The sequence below is a fragment of the Streptomyces sp. NPDC093071 genome (genome assembly GCF_044754545.1).
Taxonomy (GTDB): domain Bacteria; phylum Actinomycetota; class Actinomycetes; order Streptomycetales; family Streptomycetaceae; genus Streptomyces.
The window spans coordinates 55,465-74,644 of record NZ_JBIVPH010000008.1 but is presented as its reverse complement, the minus strand read 5'-3'; the positions used below and the strand labels follow the sequence as shown (position 1 = coordinate 74,644).

At 73.4% G+C, this 19,180-nt stretch carries 20 protein-coding genes; 7 read left to right on the top strand and 13 right to left on the bottom strand.

Annotated features, from left to right (window positions below; all coding sequences use genetic code 11):
* Nucleotides 1-84 precede the first annotated feature (84 nt).
* A complete protein-coding gene (rsmI, locus tag ACIQD7_RS26140; protein ID WP_202526808.1) occupies nucleotides 85-954 on the bottom strand; it encodes a 16S rRNA (cytidine(1402)-2'-O)-methyltransferase in 870 nt (289 codons plus the stop codon).
* A gap of 52 nt (nucleotides 955-1,006) precedes the next feature.
* Here rsmI and ACIQD7_RS26135 point away from each other — a divergent pair, with 52 nt between their 5' ends.
* Nucleotides 1,007-2,749, top strand: coding sequence for a dolichyl-phosphate-mannose--protein mannosyltransferase (locus tag ACIQD7_RS26135; protein WP_402444697.1), 1,743 nt, complete (start codon nucleotides 1,007-1,009; stop codon nucleotides 2,747-2,749).
* Between the two features lie 106 nt (nucleotides 2,750-2,855).
* On the opposite strand, the gene ACIQD7_RS26130 is transcribed toward ACIQD7_RS26135, so the two are convergent.
* Nucleotides 2,856-4,199: a hypothetical protein gene (locus tag ACIQD7_RS26130; protein WP_402444695.1), complete on the bottom strand. Its 1,344-nt coding sequence runs from the start codon at nucleotides 4,197-4,199 to the stop codon at nucleotides 2,856-2,858.
* A 241-nt stretch (nucleotides 4,200-4,440) separates the two neighbouring features.
* Here ACIQD7_RS26130 and ACIQD7_RS26125 point away from each other — a divergent pair, with 241 nt between their 5' ends.
* The 4 genes from ACIQD7_RS26125 (at nucleotide 4,441) to ACIQD7_RS26110 (ending at nucleotide 7,935) form a co-directional block, all read left to right on the top strand.
* Nucleotides 4,441-6,084, top strand: a complete 1,644-nt coding sequence (locus ACIQD7_RS26125) for a penicillin-binding transpeptidase domain-containing protein (RefSeq protein ID WP_402444693.1) — start codon at nucleotides 4,441-4,443, stop codon at nucleotides 6,082-6,084.
* Nucleotides 6,085-6,151: 67 nt separating this feature from the next.
* On the top strand, nucleotides 6,152-6,637 hold the full coding sequence (locus ACIQD7_RS26120) for a YbaK/EbsC family protein (RefSeq protein WP_402444691.1): 486 nt from the start codon (nucleotides 6,152-6,154) through the stop codon (nucleotides 6,635-6,637).
* Nucleotides 6,638-6,732: 95 nt separating this feature from the next.
* On the top strand, nucleotides 6,733-7,218 hold the full coding sequence (locus ACIQD7_RS26115; protein WP_402444689.1) for a DUF6896 domain-containing protein: 486 nt from the start codon (nucleotides 6,733-6,735) through the stop codon (nucleotides 7,216-7,218).
* Between the two features lie 99 nt (nucleotides 7,219-7,317).
* On the top strand, nucleotides 7,318-7,935 hold the full coding sequence (locus ACIQD7_RS26110) for a YdcF family protein (protein WP_402444688.1): 618 nt from the start codon (nucleotides 7,318-7,320) through the stop codon (nucleotides 7,933-7,935).
* 12 nt (nucleotides 7,936-7,947) lie between these two features.
* Here ACIQD7_RS26110 and ACIQD7_RS26105 read toward each other — a convergent pair whose 3' ends face one another.
* From ACIQD7_RS26105 to ACIQD7_RS26085, 5 genes are all read right to left on the bottom strand, one after another.
* Nucleotides 7,948-8,412: a hypothetical protein gene (locus ACIQD7_RS26105; protein WP_402444686.1), complete on the bottom strand. Its 465-nt coding sequence runs from the start codon at nucleotides 8,410-8,412 to the stop codon at nucleotides 7,948-7,950.
* Nucleotides 8,413-8,479: 67 nt separating this feature from the next.
* A complete protein-coding gene (locus ACIQD7_RS26100) occupies nucleotides 8,480-9,010 on the bottom strand; it encodes a DUF3618 domain-containing protein (RefSeq protein WP_402444684.1) in 531 nt (176 codons plus the stop codon).
* Nucleotides 9,007-9,426, bottom strand: coding sequence for a phage holin family protein (locus ACIQD7_RS26095; RefSeq protein ID WP_402444683.1), 420 nt, complete (start codon nucleotides 9,424-9,426; stop codon nucleotides 9,007-9,009). The genes ACIQD7_RS26100 and ACIQD7_RS26095 overlap by 4 nt, the downstream gene beginning before the upstream one ends.
* A gap of 65 nt (nucleotides 9,427-9,491) precedes the next feature.
* Nucleotides 9,492-10,070: a DUF4291 domain-containing protein gene (locus ACIQD7_RS26090; protein WP_402444681.1), complete on the bottom strand. Its 579-nt coding sequence runs from the start codon at nucleotides 10,068-10,070 to the stop codon at nucleotides 9,492-9,494.
* 77 nt (nucleotides 10,071-10,147) lie between these two features.
* Nucleotides 10,148-10,990: an SDR family NAD(P)-dependent oxidoreductase gene (locus ACIQD7_RS26085; protein ID WP_402444679.1), complete on the bottom strand. Its 843-nt coding sequence runs from the start codon at nucleotides 10,988-10,990 to the stop codon at nucleotides 10,148-10,150.
* Between the two features lie 165 nt (nucleotides 10,991-11,155).
* On the opposite strand from ACIQD7_RS26085, the gene ACIQD7_RS26080 reads away from it, so the two are divergent.
* Nucleotides 11,156-11,773: a LysE family translocator gene (locus ACIQD7_RS26080; protein WP_402444677.1), complete on the top strand. Its 618-nt coding sequence runs from the start codon at nucleotides 11,156-11,158 to the stop codon at nucleotides 11,771-11,773.
* A gap of 18 nt (nucleotides 11,774-11,791) precedes the next feature.
* Here ACIQD7_RS26080 and ACIQD7_RS26075 read toward each other — a convergent pair whose 3' ends face one another.
* The 4 genes from ACIQD7_RS26075 to ACIQD7_RS26060 all read right to left on the bottom strand — a co-directional run bounded on the left by ACIQD7_RS26075 (nucleotide 11,792) and on the right by ACIQD7_RS26060 (nucleotide 15,656).
* The gene (locus tag ACIQD7_RS26075; RefSeq protein WP_402444675.1) at nucleotides 11,792-12,964 is read right to left on the bottom strand and encodes a serine hydrolase domain-containing protein; all 1,173 of its coding nucleotides are present in this window, start codon (nucleotides 12,962-12,964) and stop codon (nucleotides 11,792-11,794) included.
* Between the two features lie 121 nt (nucleotides 12,965-13,085).
* Entirely contained in the window at nucleotides 13,086-13,832 is a 747-nt protein-coding gene (locus ACIQD7_RS26070; RefSeq protein ID WP_402444673.1) for an energy-coupling factor ABC transporter ATP-binding protein, read from the bottom strand.
* A 20-nt stretch (nucleotides 13,833-13,852) separates the two neighbouring features.
* A complete protein-coding gene (gene cbiQ, locus ACIQD7_RS26065; protein ID WP_402444671.1) occupies nucleotides 13,853-14,617 on the bottom strand; it encodes a cobalt ECF transporter T component CbiQ in 765 nt (254 codons plus the stop codon).
* 1 nt (nucleotide 14,618) lies between these two features.
* Nucleotides 14,619-15,656, bottom strand: a complete 1,038-nt coding sequence (locus tag ACIQD7_RS26060; protein ID WP_402444669.1) for an energy-coupling factor ABC transporter permease — start codon at nucleotides 15,654-15,656, stop codon at nucleotides 14,619-14,621.
* Between the two features lie 144 nt (nucleotides 15,657-15,800).
* Here ACIQD7_RS26060 and ACIQD7_RS26055 point away from each other — a divergent pair, with 144 nt between their 5' ends.
* Nucleotides 15,801-16,184 carry an SsgA family sporulation/cell division regulator gene (locus ACIQD7_RS26055; protein WP_121830966.1) on the top strand — a complete coding sequence of 128 codons (384 nt, stop codon included), beginning with the start codon at nucleotides 15,801-15,803 and terminating at the stop codon, nucleotides 16,182-16,184.
* A 36-nt stretch (nucleotides 16,185-16,220) separates the two neighbouring features.
* On the opposite strand, the gene ACIQD7_RS26050 is transcribed toward ACIQD7_RS26055, so the two are convergent.
* Together ACIQD7_RS26050 and ACIQD7_RS26045 are read right to left on the bottom strand one after the other, a co-directional pair.
* Nucleotides 16,221-18,395, bottom strand: a complete 2,175-nt coding sequence (locus tag ACIQD7_RS26050) for an MMPL family transporter (protein WP_402444667.1) — start codon at nucleotides 18,393-18,395, stop codon at nucleotides 16,221-16,223.
* Nucleotides 18,396-18,515: 120 nt separating this feature from the next.
* Nucleotides 18,516-19,088, bottom strand: a complete 573-nt coding sequence (locus tag ACIQD7_RS26045; RefSeq protein WP_402444665.1) for a TetR/AcrR family transcriptional regulator — start codon at nucleotides 19,086-19,088, stop codon at nucleotides 18,516-18,518.
* Nucleotides 19,089-19,180 lie beyond the last annotated feature (92 nt).

Sequence of the window (19,180 nt, the reverse complement as noted above, 5' to 3'; positions counted from 1 at the left end):
ACCACGAGGCCCCGGCCCCGCCGCGCCACCTCGGCTCGGCGCCGCGCCGCAAGGCAAGGCCCCGGCCGCACCCCGCACCCCCGCTCAGCCCCGCGCAGCGGCCCCCGCGTTCTTCGCTGCCACCACCGCGTCGAAGACCTCGCGCTTCGGCAGCCCCGCGTCCGCGGCGACCGCCGCGATCGCCTCCTTGCGGCGTTCGCCCGCCTCCTCGCGGATCCGCACGCGGCGGACCAGTTCGTCCGCGTCGAGGGCGGCGGGGCCGGGCTCCGGGGCGCCCTCGACGACGACGGTGATCTCGCCCCGTACGCCCTCGGCCGCCCAGGCCGCGAGGTCGGCGAGCGGGCCCCGCTTGACCTCCTCGTACGTCTTGGTCAGCTCGCGGCAGACGGCGGCCCGGCGGTCGGCGCCGAAGACCTCGGCCATCGCGGCGAGCGTGTCGTCGAGCCGGTGCGGGGCCTCGAAGTAGACGAGGGTCCGCCGCTCGTCCGCGACCTCGCGCAGCCGCCCGAGGCGCTCGCCCGCCTTCCTCGGCAGGAAGCCCTCGAAGCAGAAGCGGTCGACGGGCAGCCCGGAGAGGGCGAGGGCGGTGAGGACGGCGGACGGCCCGGGGACGGCCGTCACCTTGACGCCCTCCTCGACGGCGGCGGCGACGAGCCGGTAGCCGGGGTCCGACACGGACGGCATCCCCGCGTCGGTCACGAGCAGCACCCGCGCCCCGCCGACCAGCGCCTCGACCAGCTCGGGCGTCCGGGCGGACTCGTTGCCCTCGAAGTACGAGACGACGCGCCCGGAGGTGTGGATGCCGAGCGCCCGGGTCAGGCCGCGCAGCCTGCGGGTGTCCTCGGCGGCCACGATGTCCGCGTTCTCCAGCTCGGTGGCGAGCCGGGGCGGGGCGTCCGCGATGTCGCCGATGGGGGTCCCTGCGAGTACCAGCGTTCCTGTCACAGGTGTCATCCTCCCAGCCCGGACAGGCGACGCGCACAGGCGCGTTCCCTACGATGGCGCGGTGACCAGTACCGCACCCGAGACCCTGGAGGGCCGGCAGTCCGTGGCAGAGCCCTCTTCGTGGCAGCAGCGGCTCCGGCGCTTCGGCTACGCGCCCCCCGCCGGAAGCGCCGCCCCCATCGGGCTGCGGGAGCGGCTCGACCCCCCGTACACCCGGCCCTCCGCGCGCGTGTGGTCGCTCCTCGGCGTCGGCCCCGACCGGGCCGAACGGCTGTGGCGGCTGCTCGCCTGGGGCGGCCCGCTCCTGGTCACGGCGGTCGCGGGCGTGCTCCGGTTCTGGAACCTGGGCAAGCCGAACGCGGTGATATTCGACGAGACGTACTACGCCAAGGACTCCTGGGCGCTGATCAACCAGGGGTACGAGGGGGCCTGGCCGAAGGACATCGACAAGACGGTCCTCGCCGACCCGGGCTCGGTGCTCGTGCCGACCGACCCGGGCTACGTCGTCCATCCGCCGATGGGCAAATGGGTGATCGGCCTGGGCGAGAAGCTGATCGGCTTCGAGCCGTTCGGCTGGCGCTTCATGGTGGCCCTGCTGGGCACCCTGTCGGTGCTCATGCTGTGCCGGATCGGGCGGCGCCTGTTCCGCTCGACGCTCCTGGGCTGTCTGGCGGGCCTGCTGCTGGCGGTCGACGGGCTGCACTTCGTGATGAGCCGCACCGCGCTCCTCGACCAGGTGCTGATGTTCTTCGTGCTCGCCTCCTTCGGCTGCTTCGTCCTGGACCGCGACCGGGTCAGGAAGCGGCTGGCGGCGGCGCTCCCGGAGGACGAGGAGGGGGTGCTGCGGCCGGACAGGGAGATCGCGGAGACGCTGCGCCTCGGCTGGCGGCCGTGGCGGATCGCGGCCGGGGTGATGCTGGGGCTCGCGGCGGCGACGAAGTGGAACGGCCTGTACGTCATGGTGGCCTTCGGCCTGATGACGGTCCTGTGGGACGTGGCGGGGCGGCGCACGGCGGGCGCGGTCCAGCCGCACCTGGCGGTGGCGAAGAAGGACCTGGTCCCGGCGTTCGTGTCGGTGGTGCCGGTCGCGATCGTGACGTACCTGGTGACCTGGACCGGCTGGATCGTCAGCGACAAGGGCTACTTCCGCTCCTGGGCCGCCGACCAGGACAAGCTGAACGGCGGCGGGACCTGGAGCTGGCTGCCGGAGTGGCTGCGCAGCCTCTGGCACTACGAGACCGAGGTCTACTCGTTCCACGTGGGCCTGACCTCGCCGCACACGTACGAGTCGAACCCCTGGTCCTGGATCGTCCTCGGCCGCCCCGTCTCGTACTTCTACGAGTCCCCGGCGCCCGGCGCGAAGGGCTGCCCGGCCGACGCGACCGAGAAGTGCGCCCAGGAGGTCCTCGCCCTGGGCACCCCGCTCCTGTGGTGGGCCGCCTGCTTCGCGATCCTGTACGTCCTGTGGCGCTGGGCCTTCCGCCGCGACTGGCGCGCGGGCGCGATCGCCTGCGGCATCGCGGCCGGCTGGCTCCCCTGGTTCCTCTACCAGGAGCGCACCATCTTCCTCTTCTACGCGGTCGTCTTCGTGCCCTTCCTCTGCCTGGCGGTCGCCATGATGCTGGGCGCGCTCATCGGCCCCCGGGGCTCCTCGGAGAAGCGCCGCACCTTCGGCGCGGTGGCGGCGGGCTGCCTCGTCCTGCTCATCGTCTGGAACTTCATCTACTTCTGGCCGATCTACACGGGCACGCCGATTCCGCTGGAGGACTGGCGGGGGCGGATGTGGCTGGACACGTGGGTGTGAGAGCGGTGTGAGACCGGACACGACAGGGCCGCGGGCCCCGGGGATCTGTCTCCCGGGGCCCGCGGCCTTTCGCACGAGAGGGCGTGCGGCCCGGAATCCGTGCGGCTCAGAAGAGGAGGTCGTACGCGTTCCAGCCGTTCCCGACGAGGGTGCGGGCGGGGCCGGGGGCGACGTTCTCGCCGGCGACGCCCTGGTAGAGCCAGAGCTTCCCCTCCTTGTCACGGGCCACCAGGTCGGAGGTCCGGTCGCGGCCGAGGTCGGTCGTGCCGACGACGGCGGTGTAGACGTTCCAGCCGCCGCCCACCCGGAACCGCGGATAGTAGGGCTGGTTGTCGGAGGAGCCCGCGAGGGGCCTCGGGTCGTACTTCCACAGCACGCCGTCCGTGTCCCGGGCCAGGGCGCCGTCCAGGCCCAGGGAGGTGAGCCGGTCGTACGCGTTCCAGCCGCCGCCCACCCGCACGGGGGGCGCGAAGGGGGCGGTGACCTTGCCGGTGGCCCTGTAGAACCAGAGGACTCCGGCCCCGTCCCGGGCGACGAGGTCGCCGGAGCGGCCCACGAGGGCGGTGTAGGCGTTCCAGCCGGCACCCACGCGGACGCGGGGCGCGAAGGGGGCGGCGGGGTCGCCGGTGCCCTTGTAGTACCAGAGGACCCCGGCCTTGTCCCGGGCGACGAGGTCGCCGTGCCCGCTCGCGCGGGTGGTGTCGACCGGAACGACGGCGCTGTAGACGTCCCAGCCGCCGCCGACCCTCTTGGGCTCCGCCAGCGGTCGGGCGGGATCGGCGGTGCCCTCGTAGCGCCAGAGGACACCGGCCTTGTCGCGGGCGTGCACGGCGCCCCGGTTCCAGGAGGCCGGGCGGCCCGGGACGACGTCGAGTCCGGCCTTGCCCTCGGCGACCACGGTGCCGGCGGCGTCCTTCAGCGTGACGGGCGCGTCGAGGGAGCCGATCCACCCGAGCGTCTCGGGCAGGTCGATCGTCACGGCGTAGGTGAGGGTGGTGGCGGCCTCGGTGGCCGGCAGGTCGAGGAGCACCCGGTAGGGGCCGGGCTCGTCGGTGAAGCTCGTTCCGACCCAGTCGCACCGCGCGGGCACGCCCCCGTCGATCGCGCAGGTGGAGTCGATCTGGGCCGCCGTCCGGTGGTCGGTCCAGCCACCGGGCGGCCAGTTGGTGATGGGCAGTTCCACCCGGGCCTTCACGGGACCCGTGACCCCGGCCGGGAGCGAGACCTTCAGCCGCAGCGTGACCGGCCCCTCCTCGCCGGCGGGAACGGTCAGCCGGCCCCCCTCCTGCTCGACCGTCCCCACCTCGGCCACGGCCGCCGGTGCGGCAGCCGGTGCGGTCGCCGGGACGGGAGCCGGTGCGGCGAAGGCGGAGGCCCCGCCCAGTGCCACCGGCCCGAGACCGGCCACCAGTGCCGTCGCGATCACGACGGCCTTGCGTACGCGTGCCATGCAATCCCCCTGTCGCGGCGTGTCTCTCACACATGCCGCGTCGTATGTCCGGAGGCGTGGGTGACGGGTCGTCACCCACGCTGTTCACCCCTTCGACACCTCCAGAAGTCGAAAGGTTGTACGACCGGTCGGGGGATGTGGCGGGCGGCCCGGCGGCCTGACGGACATGACGGAAGTTGCTCGACACACGCAGGAGGCGCTGCTTGACTGGACGGTCGTCTGGGGGAGGGGAAACGCAGCCATGCGCAGTGGAGCCAAGGTCGCGATCGTCGGAGGGGTCTTCGCGGTCGTCGCGGGCGGGGTCGGGTACGGGGGCTACAACCTGTGGAACGGGGTCACGGGCGGCGACTCGACCGTGAACACCCGGAGCGAGGCCGTACCGGAGAGGAGATCGGGGCCGGTCACGCCCGAGGAGACGACGGCCACCGCGAAGGACTTCCTGGCGGCCTGGGCGGCCGGGGAGTCGGACAAGGCCGCTCAGCTCACGAACGACCCGGTCACGGCCGGCCCCGCGCTGCTCGCCTACAAGGAGGGCGCGAAGGTCTCGAAGGCGGTGATCGTCCCGGGGACGCCGGTCGGCACGAAGGTGCCGTTCACGGTGAAGGCGACGGTCTCGTACGAGGGCGTGTCCAAGGAGCTGTCGTACGCCTCCGAGCTGACCGTGGTCCGGGGGACGTCCACCGGCCGGCCGCTGGTGCGGTGGCTGCCGGCCGTCCTCCACCCGAAGCTGACCGCCGGCGCGACGCTGCGCACCGGCACCGCGAAGGTCGCCTCCGTCCGGGCCGTCGACCGGAACGGGGTGGAGCTGACCAAGGAGAAGTACCCCTCGCTCGGCGTGATCATCGACACCCTGCGGCAGCGGTACGGGGCGGAGGCCGGCGGCACGACCGGGGTCGAGACCTGGATCGAGTCGGACGCCGGGACCGTCGCCGACACCACCCTCCTCGTCCTGCGGAAGGGCAAGCCGGGCACGATCGAGACCACCATCGACGCGGGGGTGCAGGCGGCGGCCGAGAAGGCGGTCAAGGCGTACTCCCAGGCCTCGGTGGCGGCGATCGAGCCGTCCACGGGCGCGATACGGGCGGTGGCGAACAGCCCGGCGGAGGGCTTCAACGCGGCCCTGGAGGGGGCGCAGGCCCCCGGCTCGACGATGAAGATCGTGACGGCGGCCATGATGATGCAGCAGGGCGTGGCCATGCCCGGCAGCGCCGTCGCGTGCCCGCCGACCGTGCAGTGGGACGGCTACACGTTCCACAACCTCGAGGACTTCGAGATCAACGGCGGCACCCTCACCGACTCCTTCCGCCGCTCCTGCAACACCGCCTTCATCAAGGCGATCACGCCGCTCAAGGCGAAGGGGATCCACAACACCGCCCTCGGCACGACCGCCCGCGACTCCTTCGGGATCGGGCTCGACTGGCAGGTCGGCGTCACGGCGGGGGACGGCAGCGTCCCCGCGTCGGAGTCGGTGGAGACCGCCGCCTCGTACATCGGCCAGGGCAAGATCACGATGAGCGCCCTGAACGTCGCCTCGCTCTCCGCGACCGTGAAGAACGGCGGGTTCCTCCAGCCGTACCTGGTGGCGAAGAAGTACGGCGACCGCGAGTTCGCCACCGCAGCCCCGCTCTCCCCCGGCGTCGCCAAGGGCCTGCGCGGGATGATGAACGCGGCGGCGACGAACGGCACAGCGGCGGAGGCGATGGCCGGGGTGCCCTCGCCGAAGGGCGCGAAGACCGGCTCGGCGGAGGTGGGGAACCAGGCCACCTCGAACAGCTGGTTCACCGGCTACTCCGGCGACCTCGCGGCGGCGGCCGTCGTCCAGTCCGGCGGGCACGGGGGCGACGCGGCGGGCCCGGTGGTGGCGAGGGTCCTGAAGGCGGGCTGATCCGCGCGGGTTTCCCGAGGGGCGAAACGGGTCGCGTGGCCCGTACACGGACCGCTAGCGTGCGCCCATGACGACCCACAGCACCGCCCACCCCCTGTTCGCCGCCGCGCTCGAAGAGCTGGGGCTCGACGTCGAGGTCCGCCGCTTCCCGGACGAGACCCGCACCGCCCGACAGGCCGCCGACGCGATCGGCTGCGAGGTCGCGGAGATCGTGAAGTCGCTGGTCTTCGCGGCGGACGGGGTGCCGGTGCTCGTCCTGATGGACGGCGCGTCCCGGGTGGACGTCGAGCGGGTACGGGAGGAACTGGGCGCGGAGAAGGTGACCCGGGCCGACGCGAAGCTGGTCCGGGAGACGACGGGGTACGCGATCGGCGGCGTCCCGCCGTTCGGCCACCGCACCCGGACCCGGGTCCTCGCGGACCGGGGGATCCTCGACCACGACGTGGTGTGGGCGGCGGCGGGCACCCCGCACACGGTCTTCGCGATCGACCCGAAGTCGCTGGTCGCGCACGCGGGCGGCGCGCTGGTGGACGTGCGCGAGCCGTCGGAGTGACTCCGCTCGTCACACGCTACGACCGACTGACCGGTTCGGGATGCCGCCCCGTGGGACCACCTCTGCGTCCGCGGGCTCAAGGGAGATGAGGCCGCATGGAACAGGTCGGCGCCGCACATGACCTCGTGCTCGGTCACGCCCGTGCTCTGGACGCGATCGACGAGGCCATGAGGGCGGCGGCCCCCTCGCTGGAGCGGCCGGCGGATGTCCTCGACCGGGCCCGGTCGCGCCGGATCAGCCGGAACGGCCGCATCGGTCCCTACGCGCACACGGTCCATGGAGCGGGGTGCCGCTTCGTGCACGACGACGGCACCGAGATCGATGTGGACTTCTCGACCGACGGGAGTGAAGTCTTCGACCTCTGGCGGCTGCGCCGGTACGGGCTGAGCCTTCCGGAGCCCCTTGAGGTCACGGACGAGAGCCTGCGGGCCGCGGTGCGGTCGCTGCATCCGCTCCTGACCGAGGTACGGCCGGGGTGGTGGGCCGTCAGGCGGCGCTCGGAGCCGGGGCGGGCACGCCCGCCGGGCGAGGGACCGACGTCGCCCTCCCCGTCCTCCCGCCCGGACGGGAGACTCGGGTAATCCTCCGGCGCGAACGCTCATGCTGCGCGCGCCGCTTCGAGACTCCTCAGGTCGATCTGTCTCTCGGCCAAGGCTCCGGGCCCGCCGGGCGAGTGGGTCGTGGAGCCGCGCCGGACCACGTGCACGGCGGACGGCACCGTCGTGGAGTTCGCCGTCGGGCTCGGGAGCCATGACCTCGGCGTGGCCGATGTGGCGGTGGAGCTGTACCGGCGGGGCATGGCGCCGCTGATCGTGTTCACCGGCGCCACCAGCCCGACCACGCGGGACCGGATGCCGCGCGGCGAGGCCGTGCACTACCGGGAGCGGGCGCTGGAGGGCGGAGTGCCCGAGGAGGTCGTACTCGTGGAGACGCGGGCGCGGAACACCGGGGAGAACGTCCGGTTCTCCCGGGAACTGCTCGCGGAGCACGGGGTGGACGTGTCGTCCGTGCTGCTCGTCAGCAAGCCGTACGAGGAGCGGCGGGCGTACGCGACCGCCCGGCGGCTCCGGCCGGAGGTGGAGGTGGTCAGCGCCTCCGCTCCCCGGGCGCTCGGCGCGTACGTCGAGTCCGTCGGGGACGCCCGGCTCGTCCTGGACATGCTCGTGGGGGCCGTCCAGCGGCTGATCGTCTGTCCGGCCCGGGGTTTCATGATCGAGCAGGAGATCCCCGGGGCCGTGGTCGCGGCCTACGAGCGGCTTCGGGACGCGGGGTTCACCGGGCGGCTCGTCCCCGGGTAGGGGCGCGGGTCGTCAGCCCGCGTGCGCGCAGAACGGCCCCGGATCCGCCGTCGGGATGCGCATCCGCCGCAGGAGGTCGCGGGTGGCGCGGAGGGTCAGGGTGCTGCGCCAGGCGGTTCCCGGGTGGCGGGCGCGGAGGTGGGAGAGGGCGCGGGTGCCCAGGCCGCTGCCGTGGAAGCGTTCGTCGAGGGTGACGCCGGTGATGACGCCCCGGGCGCACCGCGCGCACATCCGGTAGTCGATCTCGCCGACGACCTGGCGGTCGTGGACCAGGAGCAGGCACTCCTCGCCGGGGCCCGGGTCGTCGGGATCGTGCGTGGACAGGAACTCGATCGCCCCGTAGACCGCGATGCGGCGGCGGAGGCGGGTGCTGAGCCTGCCCGGTCGTGAGTGCCGGCCCGCGGTCCGGTCGGACGACGGGGCGGAGGTGGAGCCGAACAGAGTGCTGCTGCTGGGGCGCGCATGGTGTCCGTGCATGGACTCCGTGTGCCCCGCGCCCCGGGAGGCATACCCCCGGGGCGGCGGCGACCGGCCGCGACGGGGCTCAGCGGCGGCCGCGGCGGGCCCGGCGCAGGAGCAGGAAGGCCGCCAGGGCGGCGGCCCCGGCGAGCAGCGGGGTGCGATTGGCCTTCGCCTTCTCCGCGACCGCTCCGGCCTTCTCCAGGACCGGGTCGGGGGTCTTCTCCTGGACCAGGTCGGCGGTCTGCGCCGCCTTCTCCCTGACCAGGTCGGCCGACTGGACCGCCTTCTCCTTCACCAGGTCACCGGCGACCACCGCCTTCTCCTTGGCCTTCTCGGACGCCACCGCCGCCTTCTCCCGGGCCAGGTCGGCGGTCTGCGCCGTCTTCTCCTTCACCAGGCCGGCCGACTGCGCCGCCTTCTCCTTGGCCTTCCCGGTCGCGACCGCCGCCTTCTCCCTGGCCTCGGCCACCTTCTCCCCGGCCTGCGCCTTCACGTCCGCCTTGGCCGCCAACGCCTCGACCGTGCGGCCGAGTTCGTCGCGGGTGCGCTCCGCCTGGTCGCGCAGTTCCCCGAGGTCGGCCGCCGTCTTGTCGCGGTGCGGCTGCTGGTTCATCGGTGGGCCCTCTCCTTGATCTCGGCCACGTCGGCCTTGACGTTGTCGATGGTCTGCTCGGGGGCCGGTGCGCCCGCCTCGTCGATCTGCTTCTTGCCCGCCAGGGCCATGCCCGCCGCGCCCGCCGCGAGCAGGACGGCGACGATCAGGGCCGAGGCCCAGACCGGGAGGACCAGGGCGAGGGCCGCGATCACGGCCACCACGAGGGCCTGCGCGGCCAGGACGCCGACCAGGCCGGCGCCGCCGAACAGGCCGCCGCCCACGCCGTACCGCTTGCCCTTCTGGGTCATCTCCGCCCGTGCCAGGCGCATTTCGTCGCGGACCAGCTCCGAGATCTGCTGCGACGCCCGCGAGACGAGGTCGCCCACCGACGCGTCGGCGGCGCTGCCGTGGACCGGTCGTTGGATGGTGCTCATCGCGTCCTCTCTTCGTCCGTCTCCCTTGACTTCCCTTCTCCTCCGCCTGCTCGGTCGGAGCGATTTCACACGGGCCCGTTCGCCCCCGGCGTCAGGCGCGCCTCCAGGTGCCCCGGCAGCGGGTACCGCCGCTCCGGCGGGAAGTGCCGGCGGGCCCGGGCCGCGTCGCCCGCCCGGAGGAGGTCGGCGGCCTTGCGGACGCGGGGCGTGAGGTCCGTGAGAGAGACCGTCCAGTCGTCGGTGAGGGCGCGGACGCGGTGGCGGCCGACGCCGACCTGGATGCTGTAGTGGTTCAGGGCCGCTCCGCGCGGGGAGCGCTCCGGGTCCCACTGGACGTGGACCGGCGCCCGGGACAGGACGTCCGGGTCCGCCGTCGTCAGGACCGCCTCCGCGAGGGCCGCCTCCCAGCCCTCCCGGGTGATCCGCACCGCCAGGATCCTCTCCTGGCCCGGTTTGCGGCCCCAGTTGCTGCGGTGCATCAGCCACAGGAACGACGGCTTGATCCACGTCATCCGGTGGAAGGAGAACGGCGCCACGAAGCGGCCCGCCCGCAGCGCCGCGTCGGCGAGGGCGGGCGGGTACGCCTGGTAGACCACGATCGTGTCCGCGTCGTGGTCCGCGCGGATCTCGTACGGGGATGCCATGCCCCGCACCCTGTCACCGGGCTCCGGAGCGCCGCGAACGTTTTCCCCCGGCGGTCCCCTCCCTCCTCAGTCCCCCCTCAGTCCCCCAGCACCTCCGCGAAGTGCCGGTTCACCGCGAGGAGTCCGCCGTCGACGCGCAGGACCGTGCCGGTGATCCAGGAGGCGTCCGGGGAGGCGAGGAAGGCGACGGCGGCGGCGATGTCCTCGGGGGTGCCGACGCGGCCCAGCGGATAGACCCGCTCGGCCAGGGCGGCGAGCCCGTCCTCCCTGCCCTCCCACGCCCTGGTCGCGATCGTGCCCGGGTTGATCTGGTTGACCCGGACCCCGCGCGCCGCCGCGTCCCCCGCCAGGGTGCGGGTGAAGGAGGCGAGCCCGGCCTTGGCCGCGCTGTACGCGTGGTTGCCGAAGTCCGCCTCCGCGTTGACCGACCCGATGGTGACGATCGCCCCGCGCCCGCCCGCCGCCAGGTGCGGCAGGGCCGCCCGCGAGCAGCGCACCGCCCCCATGAACGTGACCTCGTGCTGGACCGTCCAGACCTCGTCCGGCTCGTCCTCGAAGCGGTCCCGGTCGGGGGCCACGGGCCCGAGCGCGTTGTTCACGAGGACGTCGAGACCCCCGAAGGCCTCCACCGCGTACGCCACGGCCGCGTCCACCGACCCCTGGTCGGACACGTCGCAGCGTACGGACTGCGCCCCCGGCAGCCCGGCCGCCGTCGCCCGGGCCGCCTCCTCGTCCACGTCCGTGACGAGGACCCGCGCGCCCTCCGCCGCGAGGCGCCGCGCGGTCGCCGCGCCGATGCCGCGCGCCGCGCCGGTGATCAGCACCCCGTACCCGCCGAGCCGTTCCCGGAGGTCCGTGCGCTCCGTGCGCTCCGTGCGTTCCCTACGTTCCGTGCGTTCCGTGCGTCCCGTGTGCTCCATGGGGTGATCACAGCACCGGAACCGCCGTCCGCACCAGGCCCGGGCGCGTGGCGGGAAACCGCCTCGCGCGGCGCGCCGGTGATCACCTACTGTCGCAAGCCCTGGCGTCCGGCGCGGATCCGCATCCCGTCCCGGTCCGCACGAGAAGACGGGAACGACCGGATCATGGGTCAGCTCATCGCCGTGGCGGTCATCACCGTCCTGGCCGTCATCAGTCCCGGCGCGGACTTCGCGATGACCGTCCGCAACAGCTATCTGTACGGGCGGACCGCCGGGGTCCTCGCCGCCGTCGGCATCGCGCTGGGCGTCCTCGTCCACGTCACGTACACCATGCTGGGCGTCGGGCTCCTGGTGTCCCGGAGTCCGGCCCTCTTCACGGCGATGAAGCTGGTCGGCGCCGCGTACCTGGTGTACATCGGCTACCGGACCTTCGTCACCAAGGCCCGGGTGGACGTCGACCTGTCGGACGGCGAGGGCCCGTCGAAGGCGGGTGCGCTGCGCACCGGCTTCCTGACGAACGCGCTCAACCCGAAGACGATGCTGTTCGTCCTGAGCACCTACACCCAGGTCGTCAGCGCCGACACCCCCGTCCCCCAGCAGATCGGCTACGGCCTGTTCATGTCGTTCGCGCACCTGGTGTGGTTCGCGCTCGCCGCGCTGCTCTTCTCCCAACAGGCCCTGCGGGACCGGCTGCTGCGACGGCAGACCGTGCTCAACAAGGCCATCGGCACCGTGCTCGTGGGCCTCGGGGTCGTGCTCGCGCTGACGCCGTCGGCGGTCTGATCCGCGACGGCGGGCCCGTCAGGCCGTCACCGCGCGGACCGCCCGGACGAGCGCCTGGGCGCGCGGGTCCGCCGTGACCGTCTTCCGCATTCCGTTGGTGACGTATCCGAAGGCGATCCCGGAGTCGGGGTCCGCGAAGCCCAGGGAGCCGCCCCGGCCCGGGTGGCCGAAGGAGGACGGGCCGAGGAGCGGCGAGGCCGGGCCGTGCAGCATGTGCCCGAGGCCGAAGCGGGTGCCGACGAGCAGCACCCGGTCCGTGCCCGCCGACTCCTCGGTACGGGCGAGGGCGAGCGTCGCCGGGGCGAAGAGGCGCTCGGCGCCGTCGACCGGACCGAGGACGGCGGCGTAGAAGCGGGAGAGCGCGCGGGCGGTCGCGACGCCGGCCGAGCCGGGGAGTTCGGCGGCCCGGTAGACGGGGTCGTTCTCGTCGGGCCGCGGGTCGATGACGCCGAAGGCGCGCCGGGTGAGCGAGTCCGGGTCCCCGTACGCCTCGGTGACCGCGCGCTTGGGGCGGAGCCGGAGCGCCCCGCTCCCGGCCGGTTCGACCTCCTCGACGGGGCCGATGCGGCCGACCCGGTGGGCCTCCGCGTCCGGCAGCCCGATCCACAGGTCGAGGCCGAGCGGTCCGGCGATCTCGTCGGCCACCCAGCGGCCGATGGTCCGGCCGGTGACCCGGTGGACCAGGCCGGAGAGCAGCCAGCTGAAGGTGTGGGCGTGGTAGCCGTGGGCGGTGCCGGGCTCCCAGACGGGGGCCTGGGCGGCGATCGCGGCCGTCGCCGTCGGCAGGTCGGCGGCCTCGGCGAGGGTGAGCGGCCGGTCCAGGACGGGCACGCCGGCCCGGTGCGCGAGCAGGTCCCGTACGGTCGCGCGGTCCTTGCCGGCCGCCTTGAACTCGGGCCAGTACGCGGCGACGGGGGCGTCCAGGTCGAGCAGGCCGCGCTGGTGGAGGAGCAGGGGGACGGCGGCGGCGACGCCCTTGGTGGCCGAGCGGACGACCTGGGCGGTGTCCTCGGTCCAGGGCTCCTCCCCGTCGACGTCCTTGACGCCCGCCCACAGGTCGACGACCTTCACGCCGTCGTGGTGGACGGCGACGGCCGCCCCGCGCTCGCCGCGCTGCTCGAAGACGCGCAGGAACGCGTCCCCGACGGGCTCCCAGCCCGCCGCCACCGTGCCCCGGACGTCCACGTCCACGTTCCCGCTCCTCGCCTTGCCGTGCTCCGACCCCCATGGTGCAACGCGGCACGCGGAGGGCCGATTCCGGGGCCCTCGGGGCAGCGGAGGACGGGACCTCGGACCGCCGGAGGACGGGGCCTCAGGCCACCGACTGCGGTACGAAGCCGAACGGCAGCTCCAGGCGGTGCCGGGCCATCAGCTCCCCGTCCGCGAGGAGTTCGCCGGTCGGGCCGTCGGCGGCGATGACGCCCTCGCTGAGGACCACCGCGCGCGGGCAGAGCTCCAGGGCGTACGGCAGGTCGTGGGTGACCATCAGGACGGTGACGTCCAGGGAGCGCAGGACGTCGGCGAGCTCGCGGCGCGAGGCCGGGTCCAGGTTGGAGGACGGTTCGTCCAGGACGAGGATCTCCGGCTCCATGGCGAGGACGGTCGCCACCGCGACCCGGCGGCGCTGCCCGAAGGAGAGGTGGTGCGGCGGCCGGTCCGCGTACTCCGCCATCCCGACCCGCTCCAGGGCCCGCCGCACCACGGCGTCGAGCTCGGCGCCGCGCAGTCCGGCGGCGGCCGGGCCGAAGGCCACGTCCTCTCGGACGGTCGGCATGAACAGCTGGTCGTCGGGGTCCTGGAAGACGATGCCGACCTTGCGGCGGATCTCGGCCATGTGCTTCCGGCCGACCGGGAGCCCGGCGACGGTGACGGTGCCCGCGCCGCCGGTGAGGATGCCGTTGAGGTGGAGGACCAGGGTGGTCTTGCCGGCGCCGTTGGGGCCGAGGAGGGCGACCCGCTCGCCGCGCCCGACGGTCAGGTTCACCCCGAAGAGGGCCTGGTGGCCGTCGGGGTAGGCGTACGCGAGGCCGCGGACGTCGAGGGAGGCGGGAGCGGTCATGGGAGAGGTCGCAGGAGGGGTCACAGGAAGGTCCGTCCCAGGAGGCAGATCAGGAGGGCGGCGAGCGGCAGCGCGGCGGCGCACGCCCACTGGGCGCGGGTGGCCGCCACCTCGTCGAGGACCGGGATGGTGCCGGTGTAGCCGCGGCTGACCATGGCCAGGTGGACCCGTTCCCCGCGCTCGTACGAGCGGATGAAGAGCGCGCCCGCGGACTTGGCGAGGACGCCCCAGTGGCGCACGCCCCGCGCCTCGAAGCCGCGCGAGCGGCGGGCGACGGACATGCGGCGCATCTCGTCGGTGATGACGTCGCCGTACCGGATCATGAAGGAGGCGATCTGGACGAGCAGCGGCGGCAGCTTGAGCCGCTGGAGGCCGAGGAGCAGGGAGCGCAGTTCGGTCGTGGTGGCGAGGAGTACGGAGGCGGCGACGCCGAGGGTGCCCTTGGCGAGGACGTTCCAGGCGCCCCACAGGCCGGGGACGCTCAGCGAAATCCCGAGGACCCGCGTCTGCTCGCCGGGCACCACGAAGGGCATGAGCAGCGCGAACGCGACGAACGGCACCTCGACGAGGAGCCGCCTCAGCAGGAAGCCGGCCGGGATCCGGGCCTTCGCCGCCACGGCCGCGAGGAGCGCGGCGTAGAGGGCGAAGGCCCAGACGGCCTCGCGGGGCGTCGAGACGACGACCAGGACGAAGCCGAGGACGGCGACGAGCTTGGTGTGCGCGGGCAGCCCGTGGACCGGCGAGTGTCCGTGCCGGTAGAGCTTGTGGGCGTGGCCCGCGCCCACGTCAGGCGCTTTCCGGTGCGGCGGGGCGGCGGCGGCGGACGACCAGGAAGACGCCGGTGCCGACGGCCAGGGTGGTGCCCACGCCGATGACGCCGGCCAGGCCGCCGGAGAGGCGCTCGGCGTCGACGCCCCGGACGCCGTAGTCGGCGAGCGGGGAGTCCGCGGTGGCGTGCTCGTACTCCTCGGCCTTGGCGTCGATGCCCTGGTCGGCGGCGACCTTCTCCAGGCCGTCGGGGCTGGCGGAGGCGTAGAAGGAGACGAAGCCGGCGAGGACGAGGGCGGTGACGACGCCGCCGATCCACAGCTTCTTGGGGGAGCCCTGGGCGGGGGCGGCCGGGGCGGCGGGCGCGGCGTCGACCAGCTCGCCGTCGACCCGGAGCTTGAGCGGGGCGGTCAGGCCGCGCGCGCCGTACACCAGGTCGGGGCGGACGGCGAGGACCGCGCCGACGGTCAGCATGGTGATGACGGCCTCGCCGATCCCGATGAGGACGTGGACGCCGGCCATGGCCGTGAGGACCTTGCCGACGGGGACGTCGGTGGTGCCGCCGACCGCGTAGACCAGGGTGAAGGCGACGGCCGCGGCCGGTACGGAGACGAGCGCGGCGACGAAGGAGGCGGCGGTCACCGAGCGGCGGGTGCGCGGCAGGACCAGGACGAGGCCCCGGAAGAGCGCGTAGGCCACGACGACGGTGACGACGCCCATGACGTCGATGTTCACGCCGAGCGCGGTGAGGCCGCCGTCCGCGAAGAGGACGCCCTGCATGAGCAGGACGACCGATATGCACAGGACGCCGGTCCAGGGGCCGACGAGTATCGCGGCGAGCGCGCCGCCGAGGAGGTGTCCGCTGGTCCCGGCGGCGACCGGGAAGTTCAGCATCTGGACGGCGAAGACGAAGGCCGCGACGAGCCCGGCGAGCGGCGCGGTGCGCTCGTCCAGTTCGCGGCGGGCTCCGCGCAGGCTGACGGCGACGGCGCCGGCGGCGACGACACCGGCGACGGCCGATACGGGGGCGTTGATGAATCCGTCAGGTACATGCACGTCGGAATGATGGGCGCTCCTGCGAAGGGCTTGCAAGAGCGCATGGGTCACATCATGGCCGCACCCTTCCCCGCATGAGCCGTGCGATCACGGGGAAGAAGTGCCACATTGGCCTATAAGAGGACAAAAAGTCAGGAGCCACCGATGGCCACCGCACCCGCCCCCGCCGTCGACGACCGTGCCAAGGGTCGGATCATCACCGACGCCCCGCTCTCCCGACCCGTCCCGGTGGCCCTCCGCTACGACCCCGGATACTCCCCGGCGACCGTCCGCTTCGTCTTCCCCGGCGCCGTCGAGTGGTCCTTCCCGCGCGCCCTCCTGGAGACGGGCCTGCGGAATCCGACCCGGCGCGGCGACATCGGCGTCTGGCCGTGCGGCCGGGTGCAGACGGTGGTCGAGTTCCACACGGAGGAGGGGGTGGAGGTCGTCCAGTTCGACACCGCCGCCCTGGTCCGCTTCCTGCGCCACACGTACTCCTCCGCCCCCTCGGACGTGTCGGGCACGCGGACGCCGTCGGCACGTCGCTGACGGGCGACGTGCCGACGGCGTCGGGCGCTCGGCGGATCAGACCTTCACGAGGTCCGGCTTCTCCTCCGTGCCGGTCCCGCCGACGTGGTCGGCGAGGCCCTCGCCCTCCACGTCCACGTTCGGCAGGGCGCGGTCCAGCCACTTCGGCAGCCACCAGGCCTTGTGGCCGAGCAGCGCCAGGACGGCCGGGACGATCGCCATGCGGACCACGAAGGCGTCGAAGAGGACCGCGACGGCCAGGCCGAAGCCGATCATCTTGATCATCTGGTCGGTCATCCCGATGAAGCCGGAGAAGACCGCGATCATGATCACCGCGGCGGCGGTGACCACCCGGGCGCTGTGCCGGAAGCCGGTCACGATCGCCTCGCCGGGACGCTCGCCGTGGACGTACGCCTCCCGCATCCGGGTGACGAGGAAGACCTCGTAGTCCATCGCGAGGCCGAAGACCACGCCCACCATGAAGATCGGCATCATCGACATGATCGGGCCGGTCTGCTCGACCCCGAAGAGGCCGCCGAGCCAGCCCCACTGGAAGACCGCGACGACCGCGCCGAGGGCCGCGACCACCGAGAGCAGGAAGCCGAGGGCCGCCTTCAGGGGGACGAGGACCGAGCGGAAGACCAGGGTCAGGAGCAGGAAGGCGAGGCCGACGACGAGGGCCAGGTAGGGCACCAGGGCGTCGTTCATCTTCTGCGAGAAGTCGATGTTCATCGCGGTGGCGCCGGTGACGAGGACGTCGTCGCCGGTGGCGTCGCGGATGTCGTGGACGAGGTTCTCGGTGGCGACGGAGGACGGGCGGTCCTTCGGGACCACGGTGATCATCGCGGCGTCGCCGGCCTTGTTCGGGGTCGCCGGGGTGACGGCGGCCCAGCCTTCGAGCTTCTTGATCGTGGAGACCGTCGTGTCGGCGGCGGCCTTGTCGCCGTCGACGACGACGAGCAGCGGGCCGTTGAAGCCGGGACCGAAGCCGTCGGACAGCATGTCGTACGCCCGGCGCTCGGTGGTGGAGACCGGCTTCACGCCGTCGTCCGGCAGGCCCATCTCCAGGGAGGCGGCGGGCACGGCGATCGCGCCGAGGCCGAGGACGCCGACGAGGAGCACGAGCACGGGGCGGCGGATGACGAAGCGGGCCCAGCGGGTGCCGCCGTTCGGCTTCTCCCCCTTCTCGTCGCCCTCGGAGGCCGCGCCCTTGCGCTGCTTGCGGCCGACGACCTTGTCCCCGGCGAAGCCGAGCAGGGCCGGGATCAGGGTGAGCGCGATGAGGACGGCGATGACGACCGTGCCGGCGGCGGCGAAGCCCATCTTCGTCAGCATCGGGATGTTGACGACGGCCAGGCCGACGAGGGCGATGACGACGGTGAGCCCGGCGAAGACGACGGCGGAGCCGGCCGTGCCGGTCGCGCGGCCCGCGGCCTCCTCCTGGTCCCGGCCCTCGGCCAGCTCCGCGCGGTAGCGGGAGACGATGAAGAGGGCGTAGTCGATGCCGACCGCGAGGCCGATCATCATCGCGAGGGTGGAGGTGGTGGAGCCGAGGTCGAGGACGTTCGCGAGCGCCGTGATCGAGGAGACGCCGATGCCGACGCCGATGATCGCGGTGAGCAGCGGGAGTCCGGCGGCGACGAGCGAGCCGAAGGTGATGACGAGCACGATGCCGGCGATGACCACGCCGACGACCTCGCCCGCGCCGGTCTCGGGCATGGTCTGGAGGGCGTCGCCGCCGACCTCGACCGTCAGGCCCTTGCCCTGCGCCTGGTGCCCGGCCTGCTTCAGGGCCTCGCGCGTCTCGTCGGTCAGCTCCATGGCGTTGACCTTGTACGCGACGGAGACGTAGGCGGTGGAGCCGTTCTGCGAGACGGCTTGCGCGGTGTACGGGTCGGCGACCGAGACGATCTGGTCCGAGCCGGACTTGAGCGCGGCGACGGTCTCCTCGACGACGGCCTTGTGCGCCGGGTCGGTGACCTTCTGGCCCTCGGGGGCCTTGAAGACGACGCGGGCGGTGGCCCCGTCGGCTCCGGCGCCCGGGAAGCGCTCTTCGAGCAGGTCGAAGGCGCGCTGGGCCTCGGTGCCGGGGATCGAGAAGGAGCTGGAGGTGGCGGTGGGCGCGGTCGCGGCGCCGACGCCGGCGAGCGCGAGGAGCGCCACCCAGAGGAGGGCGACGAGCCGTCGGCGCCGGAAGGCGGAGCGACCCAGTTTGTACAGGAACGTGGCCACGGGGGCGTACTCCCGGTGTTGAGGGACAAGGGCATGGGGAGCCGGCCCGACGGCGTGAGCGGCGCGACGTCAGGTGGAGAGGGTGGTGCCGGGGCCTCCGGAGAGGCGGCCCCGTGGGGCTCAGACGCCGAGTGAGGGGAGCACGACGGCGTCGACGTAGGCACTGAGGAACGCGTGGTCGACCGGCTGATCCTCGATCAGCGGGCGGGCGACGAACGCGCCGATCAGCATGTGCGGGACGAGCTTCAGCGCCGGGTTGTCGGCGTCGACCTCGCCCCTGCGGACCGCCCGGCGCAGCACTTCCTCGAAACCGTTCATCTCGGGTTCGACGAGCAGTTCGCGCAGCGCCCGGTACAGGTCGGGGTTGTCGTGGACGGCATGGGCCAGACCCCGCATCAGCGCGGAGTCCTTCTCCATCTGGCAGTCGTCGGTCCGTTCGAGCATGGCCCGGAAGTCGCCGCGCAGCGAGCCGGTGTCGATCTCGGCGAAGCCGGCCGGCTTGTTGGCGCGCAGCGCCCGGGCGACCAGCTCGGGCTTGCTCCCCCACTGGCGGTAGAGGGTGGCCTTGCTGGAGTGGGTGCGGGCGGCGACGGCGTCCATGGTGAGGGCGTCGTAGCCGACCTCTCGGAGGAGGTCGAGCACGGCCGCGTACAGCTCGGACTCCCGCTCGGGAGTGAGTCTGCTGCGTGCCATGCCGTGTCTCCTGTCCGGGGATCGCCCGCTCGTGGACCGACGGAGAGCGAACGAAACGGTTTCGTACCGTATGAAGGTACCCCCGTCCCCAG